Here is a 14,024-nt window from a genome sequence, read left to right as displayed (position 1 = left end):
CTATTCGGCCGCCGGCGCAGGTCGCGCCGCATAAGTGGTTCCGCGTGATGCATGGGCTCGCTGCGGTAGGATCTCGGCTGTGAGGAAGTCGACGATGCTGTCACGTGCGCGCCGCGCTTCCGGCATATCGATCAGCGGCCAGACGTGGAACATGCCTTCCTCGTAGACGACCTCGACCTCGATTCCTGCGGCGCGCGCCCGTTCGGCGAAGTTCAGATTGTCGGGGCTGAGCAGGTCGCGCGAGCCGGTGAGCAGCAGCGTCTTCGGCAGCACCGAGAGATCGCCGTAGAGCGGGCTGATGTGCCAGTCGGAGCGGTCGATGCCGGCGCTGTAGAGCCGGATCGCCTCGAGCCCGCCGGGGATGCCCAGCCAGGGGTCGTTGCGTTCGGCTTCGAACACTTCCGGATTGGACAAGGACATATCGAGGCCGGGCGAGATTAGCACGTGGCGCGCCGGCGAGGGCAGGCCTTCCTCGGCGGCCATCATGGTGAGCACGACTGCCATGTTGCCGCCGGCGGAATCGCCCATGAAGACGATGTTCTCGGCATTGGTCTCTTGCAGCATGCGCCGGTATACGTCGCCGACCATGCCGAACATGTCATGGAAATTGTACTCCGGCGCGATCGGATAGATCGGCACGGTGATGCCGAAGCCCAGCCGCTCCGCCATCTCGGCAATCAGCACCCAGTGATAGGACGTGATCTGAAAGACGAAGGCGCCGCCATGCAAATAGAGGATACGCCGGCGCTCGCCCGATTTCGGTGCGATCTCATAGACGGGGAAACCATCGACGCTGGTCTCGGCGATATCCAGCCGCGCCTTCAGAAGAGCCGGCGGATGATAGTCTTCGGTCTTGCGGGCGTAGGCGATCCAGCGCTGCAGATTCTCGGGACTGGAAAAGGCCTTCTTGCGGCTGTGCCTGAGAATGAACGAAACGACGTGGCTTTTCAAACTGGGCATACGGAACACGGATCGGTCGAGCCGACTAAGAGAAATTCCCCCTGCTATGCGAAGATTGTAGTTAGGTTGAAAATGTCAAGGTTCGCAGCGGGCACATCGGCGTGATGCGACGGCGGTCGCGTCAACGGCGCCCTGGCAGCAGCGCGGCGCGCAACTTGTTGTCGCCGATCGCCGAGGCCGCTTGCCGGCCTCGGCGCTTGCCGAGCAGCTTACATTTGTCGGCGAAGGTCATCAGCGGGCGGTTCCCAGGAGCAGCGCGTGCAGGGCTGCCTGCGGGTCGCTCGGCGGCGAAGCCGGCCAGCCGATATCCTTCTGGACATGCACGGGCAGGTCGTTGAGCGCGCGGATCGCCTTGCTCCGGGCATGAGCCTGCCTGATGGTCACGCCGAAGCGGCCGAGGTTATCGAACATCGACATAGTGGGTTCCTCCGGAAGGTCGCGCCAGCTCGAAGACATTTCGCGCCAGCCCTTCGATGGCGGGCTAAATGCGCCCGGCATGTTTCCGGCGGATTTCACGAAAACAGCGTTCCGGTTTCCGGATCGATGGATCCGGAAACATTTGCATGCATACGAACTAAAGAGAGGCGTCGGGCGAAGGGGACCTATTCGCGCCCACGCCGCGCCGCCCGTTCTTCGCGCGAGCGCCGGCGCGGGGTGGCGTCGCCTGCGGCGCCGTCCTCGCCGACCGTCTTGCGCGGCGGCAGCTTCACTGCGGCCGCGAGCTTCGGGAAAGGGTCGACCTTGTTCGGCAGCGCCATGGCGTAGACGAAGTGCTCCTGGAATTTTGGCTCCAGAGCGGTTTCGATCTTTTCGATCCTGCTCACCGTCTCCTCGATCTCACGGCGGTAGCCGCGATTGAGGAGCGCCATGCGCGCGCCGGCGCCGGCGGCGTTGCCGACGGCCGAGACTTTGTCGAGATCGCAATCGGGAATGAGCCCCAGCACCATGGCGTATTTCGGGTCGATGAAAGAACCGAAGGCACCGGCGAAATGGATGCGGTCGACATGGTCGGTGTGCTGCTTTTCCATCAATAGCTTGGTGCCGGCGTAGAGCGCCGCCTTGGCGAGCTGGATGGCGCGCACGTCGTTCTGGGTGATGGTGATCTTCGGCTCGCCGTCCTTCAGCACATAGGAGAAGGTGCGGCCGTTGGCGACGATGCGCGGCGAGCGCGCGCCAAGCGATCCGTCGACGACGCCGTCCTCGGAGATGATACCGGCGAGATACATCTCGGCCACCACTTCGATGATGCCGGAGCCGCAAATGCCGGTGACGCCGGTCGCCTGCACGCTTTCGGCAAAGCCCGGCTGATCCGACCAGAGTTCCGAACCGATGACCCGGTAGCGCGGCTCAAGCGTGTCGGGATCGATGCGCACGCGCTCGATGGCGCCGGGCGCCGCGCGCTGGCCGCCGGAAATCTCGGCGCCCTCGAAGGCCGGGCCGGTGGGAGAGGAGGCCGCAACGACGCGCGTGCTGTTGCCGAGCACGATCTCAGCATTGGTGCCGACGTCGACGATCAGCATCATCTCGTCCTGGCGGTGCGGACCCTCGGAGAGCGTGACCGCGGCTGCGTCGGCGCCGACATGGCCGGCGATACAAGGGAGCATATAAAGGCGCGCGCCCTGGTTCAGTTTCAAGCCGAGATCGGAGGCCTTGATGCGCACGGCGCCGGAAACGGCGAGCGCGAACGGCGCGCCACCGAGCTCGGTCGGATCGATGCCGAGAAACAGATGATGCATTATCGGATTGCCGACGAACACCGCGTCGAGGATGTCGTTGCGCTGGACATTGCCTTCCGCACAGACCTTGTCGACCAGGCCGGAAACGGCCTCGCGCACGGCGACCGTCATGCCCTCGCGGCCGTCCGGGTTCATCATCACGTAGGAGACGCGGCTCATCAGATCCTCGCCGAAGCGGATCTGCGGATTGGAGGTGCCGGAAGAGGCGGCGACGCGGCCCGACAGCAGCGACACGAGATGCATGGCAATGGTCGTCGAGCCGATGTCGCAGGCGAGCCCGTAGGCCTCGTTCTTCAGGCCCGGCCACAGCGCGATGACGCGCGCGATGTCGCTGTCCGCATCCTTGTGGATGGCGGCGGTGGCGGTCCAATTGCCCTTGCGCAGAATGCCCTGCACCTGCGGCATGAGATAGAAGTCGAACTCGACATTCTTGAACCCCCAGTCCTTCATCAAGGCGATCTTGAGTCGGTCGAGGTCGCCGAGCGGCTTGTGCATGTCGGGCTCTTCAATCTCGACATAGCACATGCGGATTGCCGTATCGCGAGCGATCACCCTAGTGTCGGCTGCCTTGCGGATGGTCTGGGCGTTGATGACCGTGTCCTGCGGCACGTCAATGACGAGGTCGCCGAGTACCTGCGCTGAGCAGGAGAGGCGGCGGCGCTCGGGCAGGCCGCGCACGCGCTCGTAGCGCTCTTCCTTGGCGCCCTTGGGCGAGATGTGGTCGTTGGCAGAGACGATCTTGTGCTTGGCGAAATTGCCTTCCTGCACCTCGATCTGGCAGCGCCCGCAAGTGGCGCGGCCGCCGCACACGCTCTCGACATAGACGCCGAGCTGGCGCGCGGCGTCCAGCACCGGCGTGCCAACGGGAAACCGCCCGCGCTTGCCTGACGGCATGAACAGCACAAGCGGATCGGTGATGTTGGGCGGGGGATTCATGCTGGCACGCGTCTCGATGGCAATTGCCGATACCGTTTAACGGATCGTTTTACTGTTGGGTGGAGTGTACGTTGGTCCAGGGGCCAAACATGTCGGATATTCTGCTGCCCGCCATCTTCACCGCTTTCACCATGGTGCGCGTGCTCAAAGGCCCATGGCTGCGCAATCCGCAATATCTGGCCTCCGGAATTCTCGGCGCGATCGTCGGAGCGCTCCTGCTCCACGCATTCTGGCCCGCCTACGACGATGATGTCATCGTCGGCGGCGGCACAGGCATCTTCGGATCCTGGGCTGGAATGGCGTTGTTCGACGCCATATTGGGCGTCGCCTGACCGCAAAGCAGACTTCTCCGACCGCATCGACGATGCGACCGGATCAGGGCTGTTTGCAATGCGGCTCACGATTGCGCGCTTACCCCCTGGCCATGCGGGCTTCACGACCGCCGCGGCGACGCCCGCCGGCAGCGGCGGCGCCATCGCCGGGGGCGGTGACCGCGACCGGAGACGCGACCGCATGGCCGCCTTCGGCCGGCTTGTAGTCCTTGTAGGTGCGGATCCAGTTGGTGCAGTTCTCGTCGGTGCCGTTCAGCACGTTGGCGCCGCGCACGGCCTCCATCTCCTGCGGGCGGACCGGGTTCATGATGGCGCTCGTCATGCCGGCGCCGATCACCATCGGGATGAAGGCGGCGTTGATGCCGTGGCGATGCGGCAGGCCAAACGAGATGTTGGAAAGGCCGCAAGTGGTGTTGACCTTGAGTTCCTCGCGCAGCCGGCGCAGCAGTGCGAACACCTGGCGGCCGGCATCGCCCAGCGCGCCGATCGGCATCACCAGCGGATCGACGACGACGTCATGCGCGGGAATGCCGTGATCGGCGCAGCGCTCGACGATCTTCTTGGCGACCGCGAAGCGGACGTCCGGATTCATCGAGATGCCGGTCTCGTCATTGGAGATGGCGACGACCGGAACGTTGTATTTCTTGACCAGCGGCAGGATGGCTTCGAGCTTCTCTTCCTCCCCGGTGACGGAGTTGACCAGCGGGCGCCCCTTGGCGACCTTCAGCGCCGCCTCGATCGCGGCGGTCACCGAAGAGTCGATAGACAGCGGCAGATCGACCAAGTTCTGCACGATCTCCAGCGTCTGCACCAAAAGCGCCGGCTCGGTCGCATTGGGGTCGACGGCGGTGACGCCGGCATTGACGTCGAGCATGGTGGCGCCGCAGGCGGCCTGTTCCAGCGCATCCTTGATGACGGTCTCGAAGTTGCCGGCCACCATCTCGGCGGCCAGCTTCTTGCGGCCCGTCGGGTTGATGCGCTCGCCGATCACGCAGAAGGGCTGATCGAAGCCGATGACGATTTCTCGGGTCGCCGAGGCGACGATGGTGCGGGTCATGCAATCTCTCCGTCGGGATATAAAGAGTTCTTTATATCGTTATCTGGTCTTGTTCAAGCGGACGGGTGCCGGCCGCGCGTTGGATTTTAAGTTCATGTATGTCGTTGTCCCAAACCGGTTCCCACTTTGGGCGACATACATCAATGCGCGGTCTTCACCATGTCGACCTGGGTTTCGGTAATCTCGTCGTGCAGTATGTGGTCGAGCCGCTCGGCCACGATCTGGTCGTCGCGGCGGATCTCCCGTTTCCAGGGCTGGCGGCCTTTCAGCACGCCGGATTCATCGACGATCTCGGCGACATACTCTTCCTGGCGGTAGGCCATCACATGGACGCCGGCGACGCCCGCAATTTCCTTCACCTCGTTGATGATGTCGATGCAGAGCTGCTTGCCTTCCTTCTTCTGGTCCTGCGCGCCTTCGAGCCGCTTGATCACCGCATCGGGGATATGGATGCCCGGCACGTTGGAGCGGATCCATTTGGCGGTCTTGGCAGAGGCGAGCGGCCCGACGCCGCACAGGATGAAGACTTTTTCGGTGTGGCCGAGGTCGCGCGCCTTTTGCATGAAGGTTCGGAACATCGGCACATCGAAGCAATATTGCGTCTGCACGAATTGCGCGCCGGCGGCGATCTTCTTGCCGAGATGGATGGGACGGAAATCGTAAGGCGGCGCGAAGGGGTTTACGGCAGCACCGAGGAAGATCTGCGGCGGCGTCGTCAGCTTGCGGCCGGACAGGAACTTGCCGTTGTCGCGCATGATGCGGATGGTTTCGAGCAGCGACATGGAATCGAGGTCGAAGACCGGCTTGGCGCCCGGCTGATCGCCGGCCTGCACGCCGTCGCCGGTGAGGCAGAGCATGTTGGCGACGCCCATTGCCGCCCCGCCCAGCACGTCGCCCTGAATGGCGATGCGGTTCTTGTCGCGGCACGCGATCTGCATGATCGGGGCGTAGCCCATGCGGGTCAAAAGCGCGCAGATGCCGACCGACGACATGTGGCAGTTGGCGCCGGAGGCGTCGACCGCGTTGATGGCGTCGACCCAACCGTCGAAGATCTTGGCTCGGTTGTAGACGTCTTCAGGGTCGGCGCTGTCGGGCGGGTTGAGCTCGGTCGTCACCGCGAACTCGCCGCGGCGCAGCACGCGCTCCAGCCGGCCGCGCGACGAATGGCCGGGCAGGGGATCGAGCGGCAGGTGAACGCCGGCCGGGTTCTCGTCGCGCTGGTGGCGGATGCTCATGCTGAAGCTCCGGGGTTCTGCGGGTTCTGGGCGGCTTCACGCGCCGCGGCCGCCTGCGCGGTCACCCTGAGCCAGGCCGAGGTTTCGCGCAGCGACTGATCGACCGGCTTCTGCACGGTGAGGATTTTGTCGCCATGCTTCATGTTGCGGGAGCCTTCCCAGGCCTTGACCCAGACGCAGGGCATGTCCGGCTCGACCTCGCAATTGCCGTTGGCGCGCACGCCGCCGCAGGGGCCGTTGCGCAGCTGCTTCGGGCAGTTCATCGGGCACGACATGCCGGTGGAGGAGAGCACGCACTGGCCGCACATGCGGCAGTCGAACATGAAGCCCTTGACGCGTTTCTCGACGAATTTCACCGGCGCTTCGACGCGGCCGTAGCCGATGCCCTTCCACAAAGGATGCAAGAGCAGGAAGACATCGGCGAACCTGCCATAAAACCATTCGAGCAGTCGCGAATGGCGGATGGACCACAACCTCACGGCAAAAGTGCGCTGAACGCGGCGTTGCGGCGACACGTCCGCAGGCTTGTAGTCGGACTTCGGCGCCGCCTTCTTGACCAGGGTGGCCTGGGTGACCGCCGGCTGCTTCTCAGACATTTTCTTTCCCGCCAGCCTTGACCAGAGCGACCAGCCGCTCGCGGTCATATTTCGTATCGAGTTCCTGGTAGGCCTTCTCGACCTCGGCTTCGATGTCGTCGCCGACCGGAACCGGATCGGCCTTACGCCATTCGGCGAGGTAATCGTCGGTGCCGCCGGCGCCCGTGCGCATGGCGCACATGTCGATCGCCTCGGTGAAGCGCAGCGGCAGCTCGCGCTTGGCGTTCTGCCGGCCTTTCTTGACGATGACCTGCGCAGGGATATCGCGCCAATAGACGACGATCAGATCGGCCATGAATTCTCAACTCCTCGATGTTGGGAGCATTGCCGCATGCGCCCTTGTGCCGCTTGTTATGGGACGACGCGCGCGCCTTCAAAAGCGACGCTGGCGATGACGCAAAGCGAGTGCTGAATTTCCGACGCCGGCAGATTACCAGACGCGCTTCGTCAGGCCGGTCCAGAGGTAGGACCAAATCGTCGGGTGAAACCACTGTTTCGAGGGCAGGCCGGGATCGATCGTCGTAAGTTTTCCCGCCAGCGCCTCGGCCACTGCCTGGACGCAGATGTCGCGGGAAAATGCCGCCTGCCGCAGCGCGTAGCTGGCGATGGTGTCGCCGCGTTTCGACTTGCCGCGCGCCTGCTTCAGCACTCCGCCGGTGTCGACGCCGGCATCGACCAGATGCACAGTGGTGCCGAAATTCCCTCGATCACCGGAGGCCAGCGCCCAGTAGCCGCCATTCATGCCACGATATTTCGGGGCAATGCCGGCGTGATAGTTGAGCACCGGGCAAGGCATCTTCGCGAGCATATTCCTCGACAGCAGCCGGCAGCCGGCGAGGAGCACGACGCCCGGCCCGATCTTCTCAATCGCCTGAAGGCATTCCGGACCGTTGGCGGAAGGCACATGGATGATCGTCTGGGTCGGGCGAGGTTCTGTCTCGAGCTTTTCCTCGGCAATCAGCCGTGCAGCATGGCCGGCAAAGAACCGCTTGCCAAGCCTGGTCAGCACCATCGTGCCGAGCTGGCCGATGGCCGAGATCCAGCCCTGGCGGCGGGCGCGGCCGAGCAGCAAACGCTTTTTTGATTCAGGGGTTTCGAGGATGACACTCACAGGGCCGACGCGATCGGCGATGGCGTTAACGATTGCCCAGATATGCGGACCGCCTTCGGTGACGACAACAGTCCGCCGCGGACCGGATTCCGACGTTGCCATGGCAAGCACCCGCTCTCAAAGTCGGGCGCATGCTAGGGAGAGCGGGTTAACCCTTAGTGAGCCAATGGTCGCGCATGATCCTGGTCCGAAAACTCTGCAACTTTTCGGGCTCAGTCAGCGCTTGAATTCCATGATGTCGAGCTTCGATTCATAATAGGGCGCGGGGAATTCGATGCGCCACTCGGTGGCACTGTTGCGGAAGGCATAGCCCACTTGGTCGCTTTCGGCGCCGCTGCCATAGGGTTTGGCCTTTTCGTCATTGACCGAAAACGAGCCGAGATAGATGGCGCGCTTCTCACCGTCGTCGAAGAAGCGACCGGTGGTGCGCTGCGAGCCGCTGATCTTCTGCAGCCGCCAACCCGAGCCGTCCCCGGTGACCTTACACTTGAACCAGCCATAGATAACTAGCGGGCTCAAGCCGCCGGCCTTGATGGTGCGACATTTCCAGTTGCCGGTCAGATCCTTGTCGGAGAAAGCGACCAGCGGCTTGGCGAGCAGCGCATCGAGTTGCTTGACCTCAGCCGGATCGCCGGCCTTTGCCTCTTCGAGAGCCGCCTTGCGCGTTTCGCCATATTTATCCAGTCGCGCCTTGTCTGCGGCGGTGATCAGCTTCTGCAACTCGCCGTCGGCATAGGCGGGCAGGGCGAAGCCGATAAGGCAAAGGGCGGCAAGCAGCAGGCGAGGGATCATGGGCGTTTCCCGAATCGGTGGCTGGAATAGCTGTTTAGTCTGCTTGGGGCACAACTTACCCGTTCGCAGGCCGCTGTCATCCGGCTTGCCAGCGGAGGCGAGGGGGCTTCGTCTGCAAGTCGATCGTCCGTTCCGCTGGCCGCCGTTGAAGCAGCCCTGCTCGAGCCTCAAGCGTTGGCTGCCGCCCGCGCCAGTTCGCTCGTCAGATCGCCATAACCGGTCGAGCGGCGCTCGTAGGCGAGGCCGAGCATGGCGGCGGCTTTCTCGGCAATCTTGTCGAGATCCGGATCGTCGGTTTGCGCGAGATAGATCAGCTTCTCGTAATTGCCGAAATAGTCCTTGATAAGCTCGGGATGCCTGTCGAGCCCGAGCGGCTTGATGAAAAAGGCGTCGAATTGGCGGCAGAGGAAGTCGGTCATGTAGAACGACATCATGTCGCCGTCGGCGACCTTCGCGTAGAGGTCCATGCCCTGGTAGAAGGCGAAGCAATGCGGGCCGGCCATGCGCTCCACGCCATGCTTCTCGATCACGCGGTCGAGCATGCCGCCGGTGCCGCAATCGGCATAGCCGACGAAGATGTGTTTGTAGCCTTCCGCCTTGGCCTTTTCGATGGCCTTGTCCATGGCCGGCGCGATGCGGTCCGGATAGAAGTGGAACTCGGCCGGCAGGCAGGTCAACTCAAGGTGATCGAGCTTTAGCTGTTGCTTGACGGCCAAAACTTCGCGCGCAATCATCCCGCAGGCGATGACGAGCAGCCTGTCTGTTTGATTCGGTTTCGTTTTTTGCGTTTTGACCATGAACCAGTCGAGCCGGTTTTCGCTGCGGGGCTAATTATCTGTTGAGGGAGACACCCATGAAACTGCTACGCATCGCGCCGATTGCCATCCTTGCCTGCGCGCTTGCACTCACCGCCTGCGCCAACACCATTCGAGGCGTCGGCAAGGACGTCAAATCGACGGCGAGGGCGGTCAAAGACACTGTCGCCAACTGATCGTTCAGCCTCATCATCATCTGGGAACAAAAAAGCCGCGCTGCAAGGCGCGGCTTTTTTCGATCCATCCTGATGCCCTGGGATCAGGCGGAAGCGCGAACGTTGTGCTTGCGCTTCATGAAGTCCTTGGCGGTCTCGACCGCCACCGCGGCATCGCGGCAATAAGCGTCGGCGCCGACGGCCTTGCCGAATTCCTCGTTGAGCGGCGCCCCGCCGACCAGCACGACGTAATCGTCGCGAATGCCCTTTTCCTTCATCGTGTCGATGACGACCTTCATATAGGGCATGGTCGTGGTGAGCAGCGCCGACATGCCGATGATGTCGGGCTGATGCTGCTCGATCGCTTCCAGATATTTCTCGACCGCATTGTTGATGCCGAGGTCGATGACATCGAAGCCGGCGCCTTCCATCATCATGCCGACGAGGTTCTTGCCGATGTCGTGGATGTCGCCCTTGACGGTGCCGATCACCATCTTGCCCTGCTTGGGCGCGCCGGTGGCGGCAAGCAGCGGGCGCAGGATGGCCATGCCGGCCTTCATGGCATTGGCCGAGAGCAGCACTTCCGGCACGAACAGGATGCCGTCGCGGAAATCTTCGCCGACGATGCGCATGCCTTCGACCAGCGCCTCGGTCAGCACCGTGTAGGGCTGCCAGCCGCGCTCAAGAAGGATATGCGTGCCTTCCTCGATCTCTTCCTTCAGCCCGTCATAAAGGTCGTCATGCATCTGCTGCACGAGTTCCTCGTCGGAAAGCTCGGAAAGGATGATCTCGTCGTCGGACATTTTTTCCTCGGGCTCCTTGCTGCTCGGAATGCTTGCTGCAGCTCAAAAATCGATGCGCCAATACCTAACCCGCGAGGGCAAGGTAGCCATAGCTGATTTGCGACTTCCCGCAAAAGGAAAGCGACTGAAAAGTTGGCGGTTTTCTTGTCGATTTTGCGACAGGCGTTGGCGCTGGCGGGCCGTTTCCAATAGGGTGCATGGCTACGATCCGGAAAGAAGCGGCGGCGAACCGGCCGCGAGCCAATTCAGGCCCAAATCTAAAATCTATAGGAAGAACGATCATGAGCGATAACGCGGCAGTCGAGCAGGAAGCGTCGGGCGGACGACGCGGACGCGGCGCCAGCGGCGGCGCGGCGGCCAGGCGCGCGGCGCGCGCAGGCGGCGGTCCGGGCACCCAGCTCACCTATATCAAGCGCAAGATTAACGTCTACGAGGTCCTCGACGAGGAAGGCCTGGCGCTGATCGAGAAGAACACAGACACGGTGCTGGAAGAGATCGGCATCATCTTCCGCGACGACGCCGAGGCGCTCGCGCTGTGGAAAGAGGCCGGCGCCGATGTGAAAGGCGAGCGCGTGCATTTTCCCAAGGGGCTTTGCCGCTCGCTGCTCAAGACCGCGCCTTCGATCTACACCCAGCATGCGCGCAATCCGGAGCGTTCGGTGCAGATCGGCGGCAAAGGAACGGTGTTCGCGCCGGTCTATGGCCCGCCCTTCGTGCGCGACCTCGACGGCAACCGCCGCTACGCAACGCTCGAGGATTTCCAGAATTTCGTGAAGCTCGCCTATATGGCGCCGTCGATCCACCATTCGGGCGGCACGGTGTGCGAGCCGGTCGACGTGCCGGTCAATAAGCGCCATCTGGACATGGTCTATTCGCATATCCGCTATTCGGACAAACCGTTCATGGGCTCGGTGACGGCGCCGGAGCGGGCCGAGGACACCGTGGCGATGGCCAAGATCGTGTTCGGCGAGGATTTCGTCGAGAACAACACGGTGCTGACCAGTCTGATCAACGCCAACTCGCCGATGGTGTTCGACGAGACCATGCTCGGCGCGCTGAAAGTCTATTCGCGCCACAACCAGGCCTGCATTGTCACGCCGTTCATCCTGGCCGGCGCGATGAGCCCGGTGACCGTTGCCGGCACTCTGACCCAGATCCTGGCCGAGGTGCTTGCCGGCGCCTCTTTCACGCAGCTGATCAGGCCCGGCGCGCCGGTGCTGTTCGGCACTTTCGCCTCGTCGATCTCGATGCAGTCGGGCGCGCCGACTTTCGGCACGCCGGAACCATCGCTGGTTTCCTATGGCGCAGCGCAGCTCGCGCGCCGGCTAGGCCTGCCGTTCCGCACCGGTGGCTCGCTCTGCGCCTCGAAGGTCCCGGATGCGCAGGCGGCCTATGAGAGCGCCAACACGCTGAACTCGACCATCCTTGCCGGCACCAACTTCGTGCTGCATTCGGCCGGCTGGCTCGAGGGCGGACTGGCGTCCTGCTACGAGAAATTCATGATGGACATCGACCAGCTGGGCATGACGCAGAAATTCGCCGAGGGCGTCGACCTGTCGGAGAACGGCCAGGCGATGGACGCCATCCGCCAGGTCGGTCCGGGCAGCCACTATCTCGGCTGCGACCACACGCAGGCGAATTTCCAGACCGCCTTCTACCGCTCCAACATCGCCGACAACAATTCCTATGAGCAGTGGCTGGCCGAAGGCGAAAAGACAGCGCCGCAGCGCGCCAACGAGCTCGCCCGCCGCTGGCTGGAAAGCTACGAGGCACCGCATCTCGATCCGGCGATCGACGAGGCACTGAAGGATTTCATCGACAGGAAGAAGGCCTCGATGGCCGACGCCTTCACTTGAAAGGAGCCCGAGTCAGGCCGGGCTAAAGTCGCCAACATCATCCATAAGGAAGTCTGGCGGAGCGCGTTCTCCGACCCGGACAAGAAGGGATGACTTTTTCGCGCGGCACGATCGAAGGGACCGCGGCGGCGCTTGCCGCCCACGGCCTGATCCTTCGGGGCGGCTTTCGCTTCGCTAGTGGTGAAGCCGTGCCTGCGGGGCTTTCAGGCGCGCCTGCGAAGTCCGCCCTCTTGGTTGGGCAGGCCGGCGCCGCACCCTGGCCGCACTTCCAGCGCTGGCTCGGGCAGCGGGCCAGCGGGATCGTCAACCCGCTCGACACCTGGTCGCGGGAGGTGATCGGCGCGGTGGCGCAAGCGTTCGGCGCTCGCGCCGTGTCGCCCTCCGACAGGCCCTATCTGCCGTTCCAGCAATGGGCGATGCGGGCGGAAGGGTTGAAGCCGTCGCCGCTCGGCATCCTCATGCATCCGCAGTATGGGTCGTGGCATGCCTATCGCGGCGCGCTGCTGTTCGAGGAAGAGATTTTCCTCCCCGAGCCTCGAGAAGCGATTCATCTCTGCGACACATGCGTCGAAAAACCCTGCATGAATTCCTGTCCGGTCCATGCCTATTCCGAGCAGGGTTTTGCCCATGAAGCCTGTCTTGGGCATGTGCGCGGCCCCGGAGGCGGCCTGTGCCGCACGAGCGGCTGCCTCGACCGCAACGCATGTCCCTACGGGGCGGACTATCGCTATCCGCCAGAGGTGCAGGCCTTTCATATGGCGGCCTTTGCTCGGCTGTAAGATGAAGGCCAAACCGCACGAAATCTTGAACGCCAGGCTCCGGGATTGTCTTGCCGGGCTGCTCCAGCCGGATATCTATCGCGCGGACAGACGACGGAGCGCAGCATGGCCAAGCAAGAGATCGAGATCGAAACCCGGGACGGGAAGGCCAAGGCCGGGCTGTTCCGACCGGCGGCGGCGGCCAGGGCCGGCGTCATCCTCTACATGGATATTTTCGGCCCGCGGCCGACGCTCGACCAGATGGCCGAACGCCTCGCAGGGCGTGGCTATGCCGTGCTGGTGCCCGATCTCTTCTATCGCAGCGTGCCCTATGGACCGTTCGACCCGAAGACTGCGTTTGCTGAGGATAGGACCAGGGCTCAACTGACGGCGCTGAGCGGTGGCACCACGCAAGAGATGACCATCCGCGACAGCGCGGCCTTCCTCGATGCGCTCACTGCCGAAGGCCTGGACGGGCCGGTCGGCGTCGTCGGCTATTGCATGGGCGGCGCGCGGGCTCTCAATGCCGCCGCGGCCTATCCCGACCGCATTGCTGCCGCCGCCAGCTTCCACGGCGGCAATCTGGCAAGCGACGCGCCCGACAGCCCGCACCGGAAGGCGGCGTCGATCAAGGCACGCATCTACGTCGGGGTCGCCGGCGTGGACCGTAGCTTTCCGCCGGAGCAATCAGCCCGGCTGGCAGAGGCGCTCAGGGTCGCCGAAGTCGACCACACGATCGAGAACTATGTCGGCGTCGGTCATGGCTGGTGCGTCAAGGACCACAGCGTCTATGACGAAGCGGGCGCCGAGCGCCATTGGAAGCGGCTGATCACGCTGTTCGCCGAAACCTTGGGGTAGGGTGCGGAGGCCGCCGCAAAAAAA

The 14,024-nt window shown here is 63.5% G+C and carries 16 protein-coding genes; 5 read left to right on the top strand and 11 right to left on the bottom strand.

All coding sequences use genetic code 11. The features are described from left to right. From P9230_RS03160 to P9230_RS03150, 3 genes are all read right to left on the bottom strand, one after another. Nucleotides 1-960 carry an alpha/beta hydrolase gene (locus P9230_RS03160; protein ID WP_278117402.1) on the bottom strand — a complete coding sequence of 320 codons (960 nt, stop codon included), beginning with the start codon at nt 958-960 and terminating at the stop codon, nt 1-3. A 231-nt stretch (nt 961-1,191) separates the two neighbouring features. Further along, nucleotides 1,192-1,377 (bottom strand): hypothetical protein, encoded by a 186-nt coding sequence (locus tag P9230_RS03155; RefSeq protein WP_067329623.1) that lies wholly within the window; start codon nt 1,375-1,377, stop codon nt 1,192-1,194. A gap of 185 nt (nt 1,378-1,562) precedes the next feature. Continuing rightward, on the bottom strand, nt 1,563-3,632 hold the full coding sequence (locus tag P9230_RS03150; RefSeq protein WP_095801948.1) for an ASKHA domain-containing protein: 2,070 nt from the start codon (nt 3,630-3,632) through the stop codon (nt 1,563-1,565). 89 nt (nt 3,633-3,721) lie between these two features. Between P9230_RS03150 and P9230_RS03145 the strand changes: the two genes are divergently transcribed. After that, on the top strand, nt 3,722-3,964 hold the full coding sequence (locus tag P9230_RS03145) for a hypothetical protein (protein WP_245299687.1): 243 nt from the start codon (nt 3,722-3,724) through the stop codon (nt 3,962-3,964). Between the two features lie 79 nt (nt 3,965-4,043). Here P9230_RS03145 and P9230_RS03140 read toward each other — a convergent pair whose 3' ends face one another. From P9230_RS03140 to P9230_RS03110, 7 genes are all read right to left on the bottom strand, one after another. Continuing rightward, nucleotides 4,044-5,021, bottom strand: a complete 978-nt coding sequence (locus tag P9230_RS03140; protein ID WP_278117401.1) for a methyltetrahydrofolate cobalamin methyltransferase — start codon at nt 5,019-5,021, stop codon at nt 4,044-4,046. A 140-nt stretch (nt 5,022-5,161) separates the two neighbouring features. Then, the gene (locus P9230_RS03135) at nt 5,162-6,256 is read right to left on the bottom strand and encodes a methylenetetrahydrofolate reductase (RefSeq protein WP_278117400.1); all 1,095 of its coding nucleotides are present in this window, start codon (nt 6,254-6,256) and stop codon (nt 5,162-5,164) included. Continuing rightward, complete coding sequence (locus P9230_RS03130; protein WP_066999668.1) at nt 6,253-6,852, bottom strand: methylenetetrahydrofolate reductase C-terminal domain-containing protein; 600 nt, start codon at nt 6,850-6,852, stop codon at nt 6,253-6,255. The genes P9230_RS03135 and P9230_RS03130 overlap by 4 nt, the downstream gene beginning before the upstream one ends. After that, a complete protein-coding gene (locus P9230_RS03125) occupies nt 6,845-7,147 on the bottom strand; it encodes a virulence factor (RefSeq protein ID WP_066999671.1) in 303 nt (100 codons plus the stop codon). The genes P9230_RS03130 and P9230_RS03125 overlap by 8 nt, the downstream gene beginning before the upstream one ends. A 135-nt stretch (nt 7,148-7,282) precedes the next feature. Continuing rightward, on the bottom strand, nt 7,283-8,065 hold the full coding sequence (locus tag P9230_RS03120) for a formyl transferase (RefSeq protein ID WP_095825679.1): 783 nt from the start codon (nt 8,063-8,065) through the stop codon (nt 7,283-7,285). A gap of 114 nt (nt 8,066-8,179) precedes the next feature. After that, on the bottom strand, nt 8,180-8,755 hold the full coding sequence (locus tag P9230_RS03115; RefSeq protein ID WP_095829808.1) for a DUF4893 domain-containing protein: 576 nt from the start codon (nt 8,753-8,755) through the stop codon (nt 8,180-8,182). A gap of 167 nt (nt 8,756-8,922) precedes the next feature. Then, the gene (locus P9230_RS03110) at nt 8,923-9,552 is read right to left on the bottom strand and encodes a DUF1638 domain-containing protein (protein WP_095801944.1); all 630 of its coding nucleotides are present in this window, start codon (nt 9,550-9,552) and stop codon (nt 8,923-8,925) included. A gap of 56 nt (nt 9,553-9,608) precedes the next feature. On the opposite strand from P9230_RS03110, the gene P9230_RS03105 reads away from it, so the two are divergent. Beyond that, a complete protein-coding gene (locus P9230_RS03105) occupies nt 9,609-9,746 on the top strand; it encodes an entericidin A/B family lipoprotein (protein WP_019858698.1) in 138 nt (45 codons plus the stop codon). Between the two features lie 83 nt (nt 9,747-9,829). Here the strand turns inward: P9230_RS03105 and P9230_RS03100 are convergent, their stop codons facing one another. After that, on the bottom strand, nt 9,830-10,528 hold the full coding sequence (locus P9230_RS03100) for a B12-binding domain-containing protein (RefSeq protein WP_066999684.1): 699 nt from the start codon (nt 10,526-10,528) through the stop codon (nt 9,830-9,832). A 281-nt stretch (nt 10,529-10,809) separates the two neighbouring features. Here P9230_RS03100 and P9230_RS03095 point away from each other — a divergent pair, with 281 nt between their 5' ends. The 3 genes from P9230_RS03095 (at nt 10,810) to P9230_RS03085 (ending at nt 14,000) form a co-directional block, all read left to right on the top strand. Then, nucleotides 10,810-12,384 carry a trimethylamine methyltransferase family protein gene (locus P9230_RS03095; RefSeq protein ID WP_066999687.1) on the top strand — a complete coding sequence of 525 codons (1,575 nt, stop codon included), beginning with the start codon at nt 10,810-10,812 and terminating at the stop codon, nt 12,382-12,384. An 89-nt stretch (nt 12,385-12,473) separates the two neighbouring features. Beyond that, nucleotides 12,474-13,163 carry a hypothetical protein gene (locus P9230_RS03090; protein WP_278117398.1) on the top strand — a complete coding sequence of 230 codons (690 nt, stop codon included), beginning with the start codon at nt 12,474-12,476 and terminating at the stop codon, nt 13,161-13,163. A 105-nt stretch (nt 13,164-13,268) separates the two neighbouring features. Beyond that, nucleotides 13,269-14,000 carry a dienelactone hydrolase family protein gene (locus tag P9230_RS03085; protein ID WP_278117395.1) on the top strand — a complete coding sequence of 244 codons (732 nt, stop codon included), beginning with the start codon at nt 13,269-13,271 and terminating at the stop codon, nt 13,998-14,000. The last annotated feature ends 24 nt before the right edge of the window (nt 14,001-14,024 follow it).

Origin of the sequence: Mesorhizobium sp. WSM4887 (assembly GCF_029625865.1) — a bacterium.
Taxonomy (GTDB): domain Bacteria; phylum Pseudomonadota; class Alphaproteobacteria; order Rhizobiales; family Rhizobiaceae; genus Mesorhizobium.
This window is presented reverse-complemented; position numbering and strand designations above follow the sequence as displayed.

Excerpts from the sequence above, each read along its gene's own strand:
- P9230_RS03160 (WP_278117402.1), bottom strand. The coding sequence starts at position 960 with ATGCCCAGTTTGAAAAGCCACGTCGTTTCGTTCATTCTCAGGCACAGC.
- P9230_RS03155 (WP_067329623.1), bottom strand. The coding sequence starts at position 1,377 with ATGTCGATGTTCGATAACCTCGGCCGCTTCGGCGTGACCATCAGGCAG.
- P9230_RS03150 (WP_095801948.1), bottom strand. The coding sequence starts at position 3,632 with ATGAATCCCCCGCCCAACATCACCGATCCGCTTGTGCTGTTCATGCCG.
- P9230_RS03145 (WP_245299687.1), top strand. The coding sequence starts at position 3,722 with ATGTCGGATATTCTGCTGCCCGCCATCTTCACCGCTTTCACCATGGTG.
- P9230_RS03140 (WP_278117401.1), bottom strand. The coding sequence starts at position 5,021 with ATGACCCGCACCATCGTCGCCTCGGCGACCCGAGAAATCGTCATCGGC.
- P9230_RS03135 (WP_278117400.1), bottom strand. The coding sequence starts at position 6,256 with ATGAGCATCCGCCACCAGCGCGACGAGAACCCGGCCGGCGTTCACCTG.
- P9230_RS03130 (WP_066999668.1), bottom strand. The coding sequence starts at position 6,852 with ATGTCTGAGAAGCAGCCGGCGGTCACCCAGGCCACCCTGGTCAAGAAG.
- P9230_RS03125 (WP_066999671.1), bottom strand. The coding sequence starts at position 7,147 with ATGGCCGATCTGATCGTCGTCTATTGGCGCGATATCCCTGCGCAGGTC.
- P9230_RS03120 (WP_095825679.1), bottom strand. The coding sequence starts at position 8,065 with ATGGCAACGTCGGAATCCGGTCCGCGGCGGACTGTTGTCGTCACCGAA.
- P9230_RS03115 (WP_095829808.1), bottom strand. The coding sequence starts at position 8,755 with ATGATCCCTCGCCTGCTGCTTGCCGCCCTTTGCCTTATCGGCTTCGCC.
- P9230_RS03110 (WP_095801944.1), bottom strand. The coding sequence starts at position 9,552 with ATGGTCAAAACGCAAAAAACGAAACCGAATCAAACAGACAGGCTGCTC.
- P9230_RS03105 (WP_019858698.1), top strand. The coding sequence starts at position 9,609 with ATGAAACTGCTACGCATCGCGCCGATTGCCATCCTTGCCTGCGCGCTT.
- P9230_RS03100 (WP_066999684.1), bottom strand. The coding sequence starts at position 10,528 with ATGTCCGACGACGAGATCATCCTTTCCGAGCTTTCCGACGAGGAACTC.
- P9230_RS03095 (WP_066999687.1), top strand. The coding sequence starts at position 10,810 with ATGAGCGATAACGCGGCAGTCGAGCAGGAAGCGTCGGGCGGACGACGC.
- P9230_RS03090 (WP_278117398.1), top strand. The coding sequence starts at position 12,474 with ATGACTTTTTCGCGCGGCACGATCGAAGGGACCGCGGCGGCGCTTGCC.
- P9230_RS03085 (WP_278117395.1), top strand. The coding sequence starts at position 13,269 with ATGGCCAAGCAAGAGATCGAGATCGAAACCCGGGACGGGAAGGCCAAG.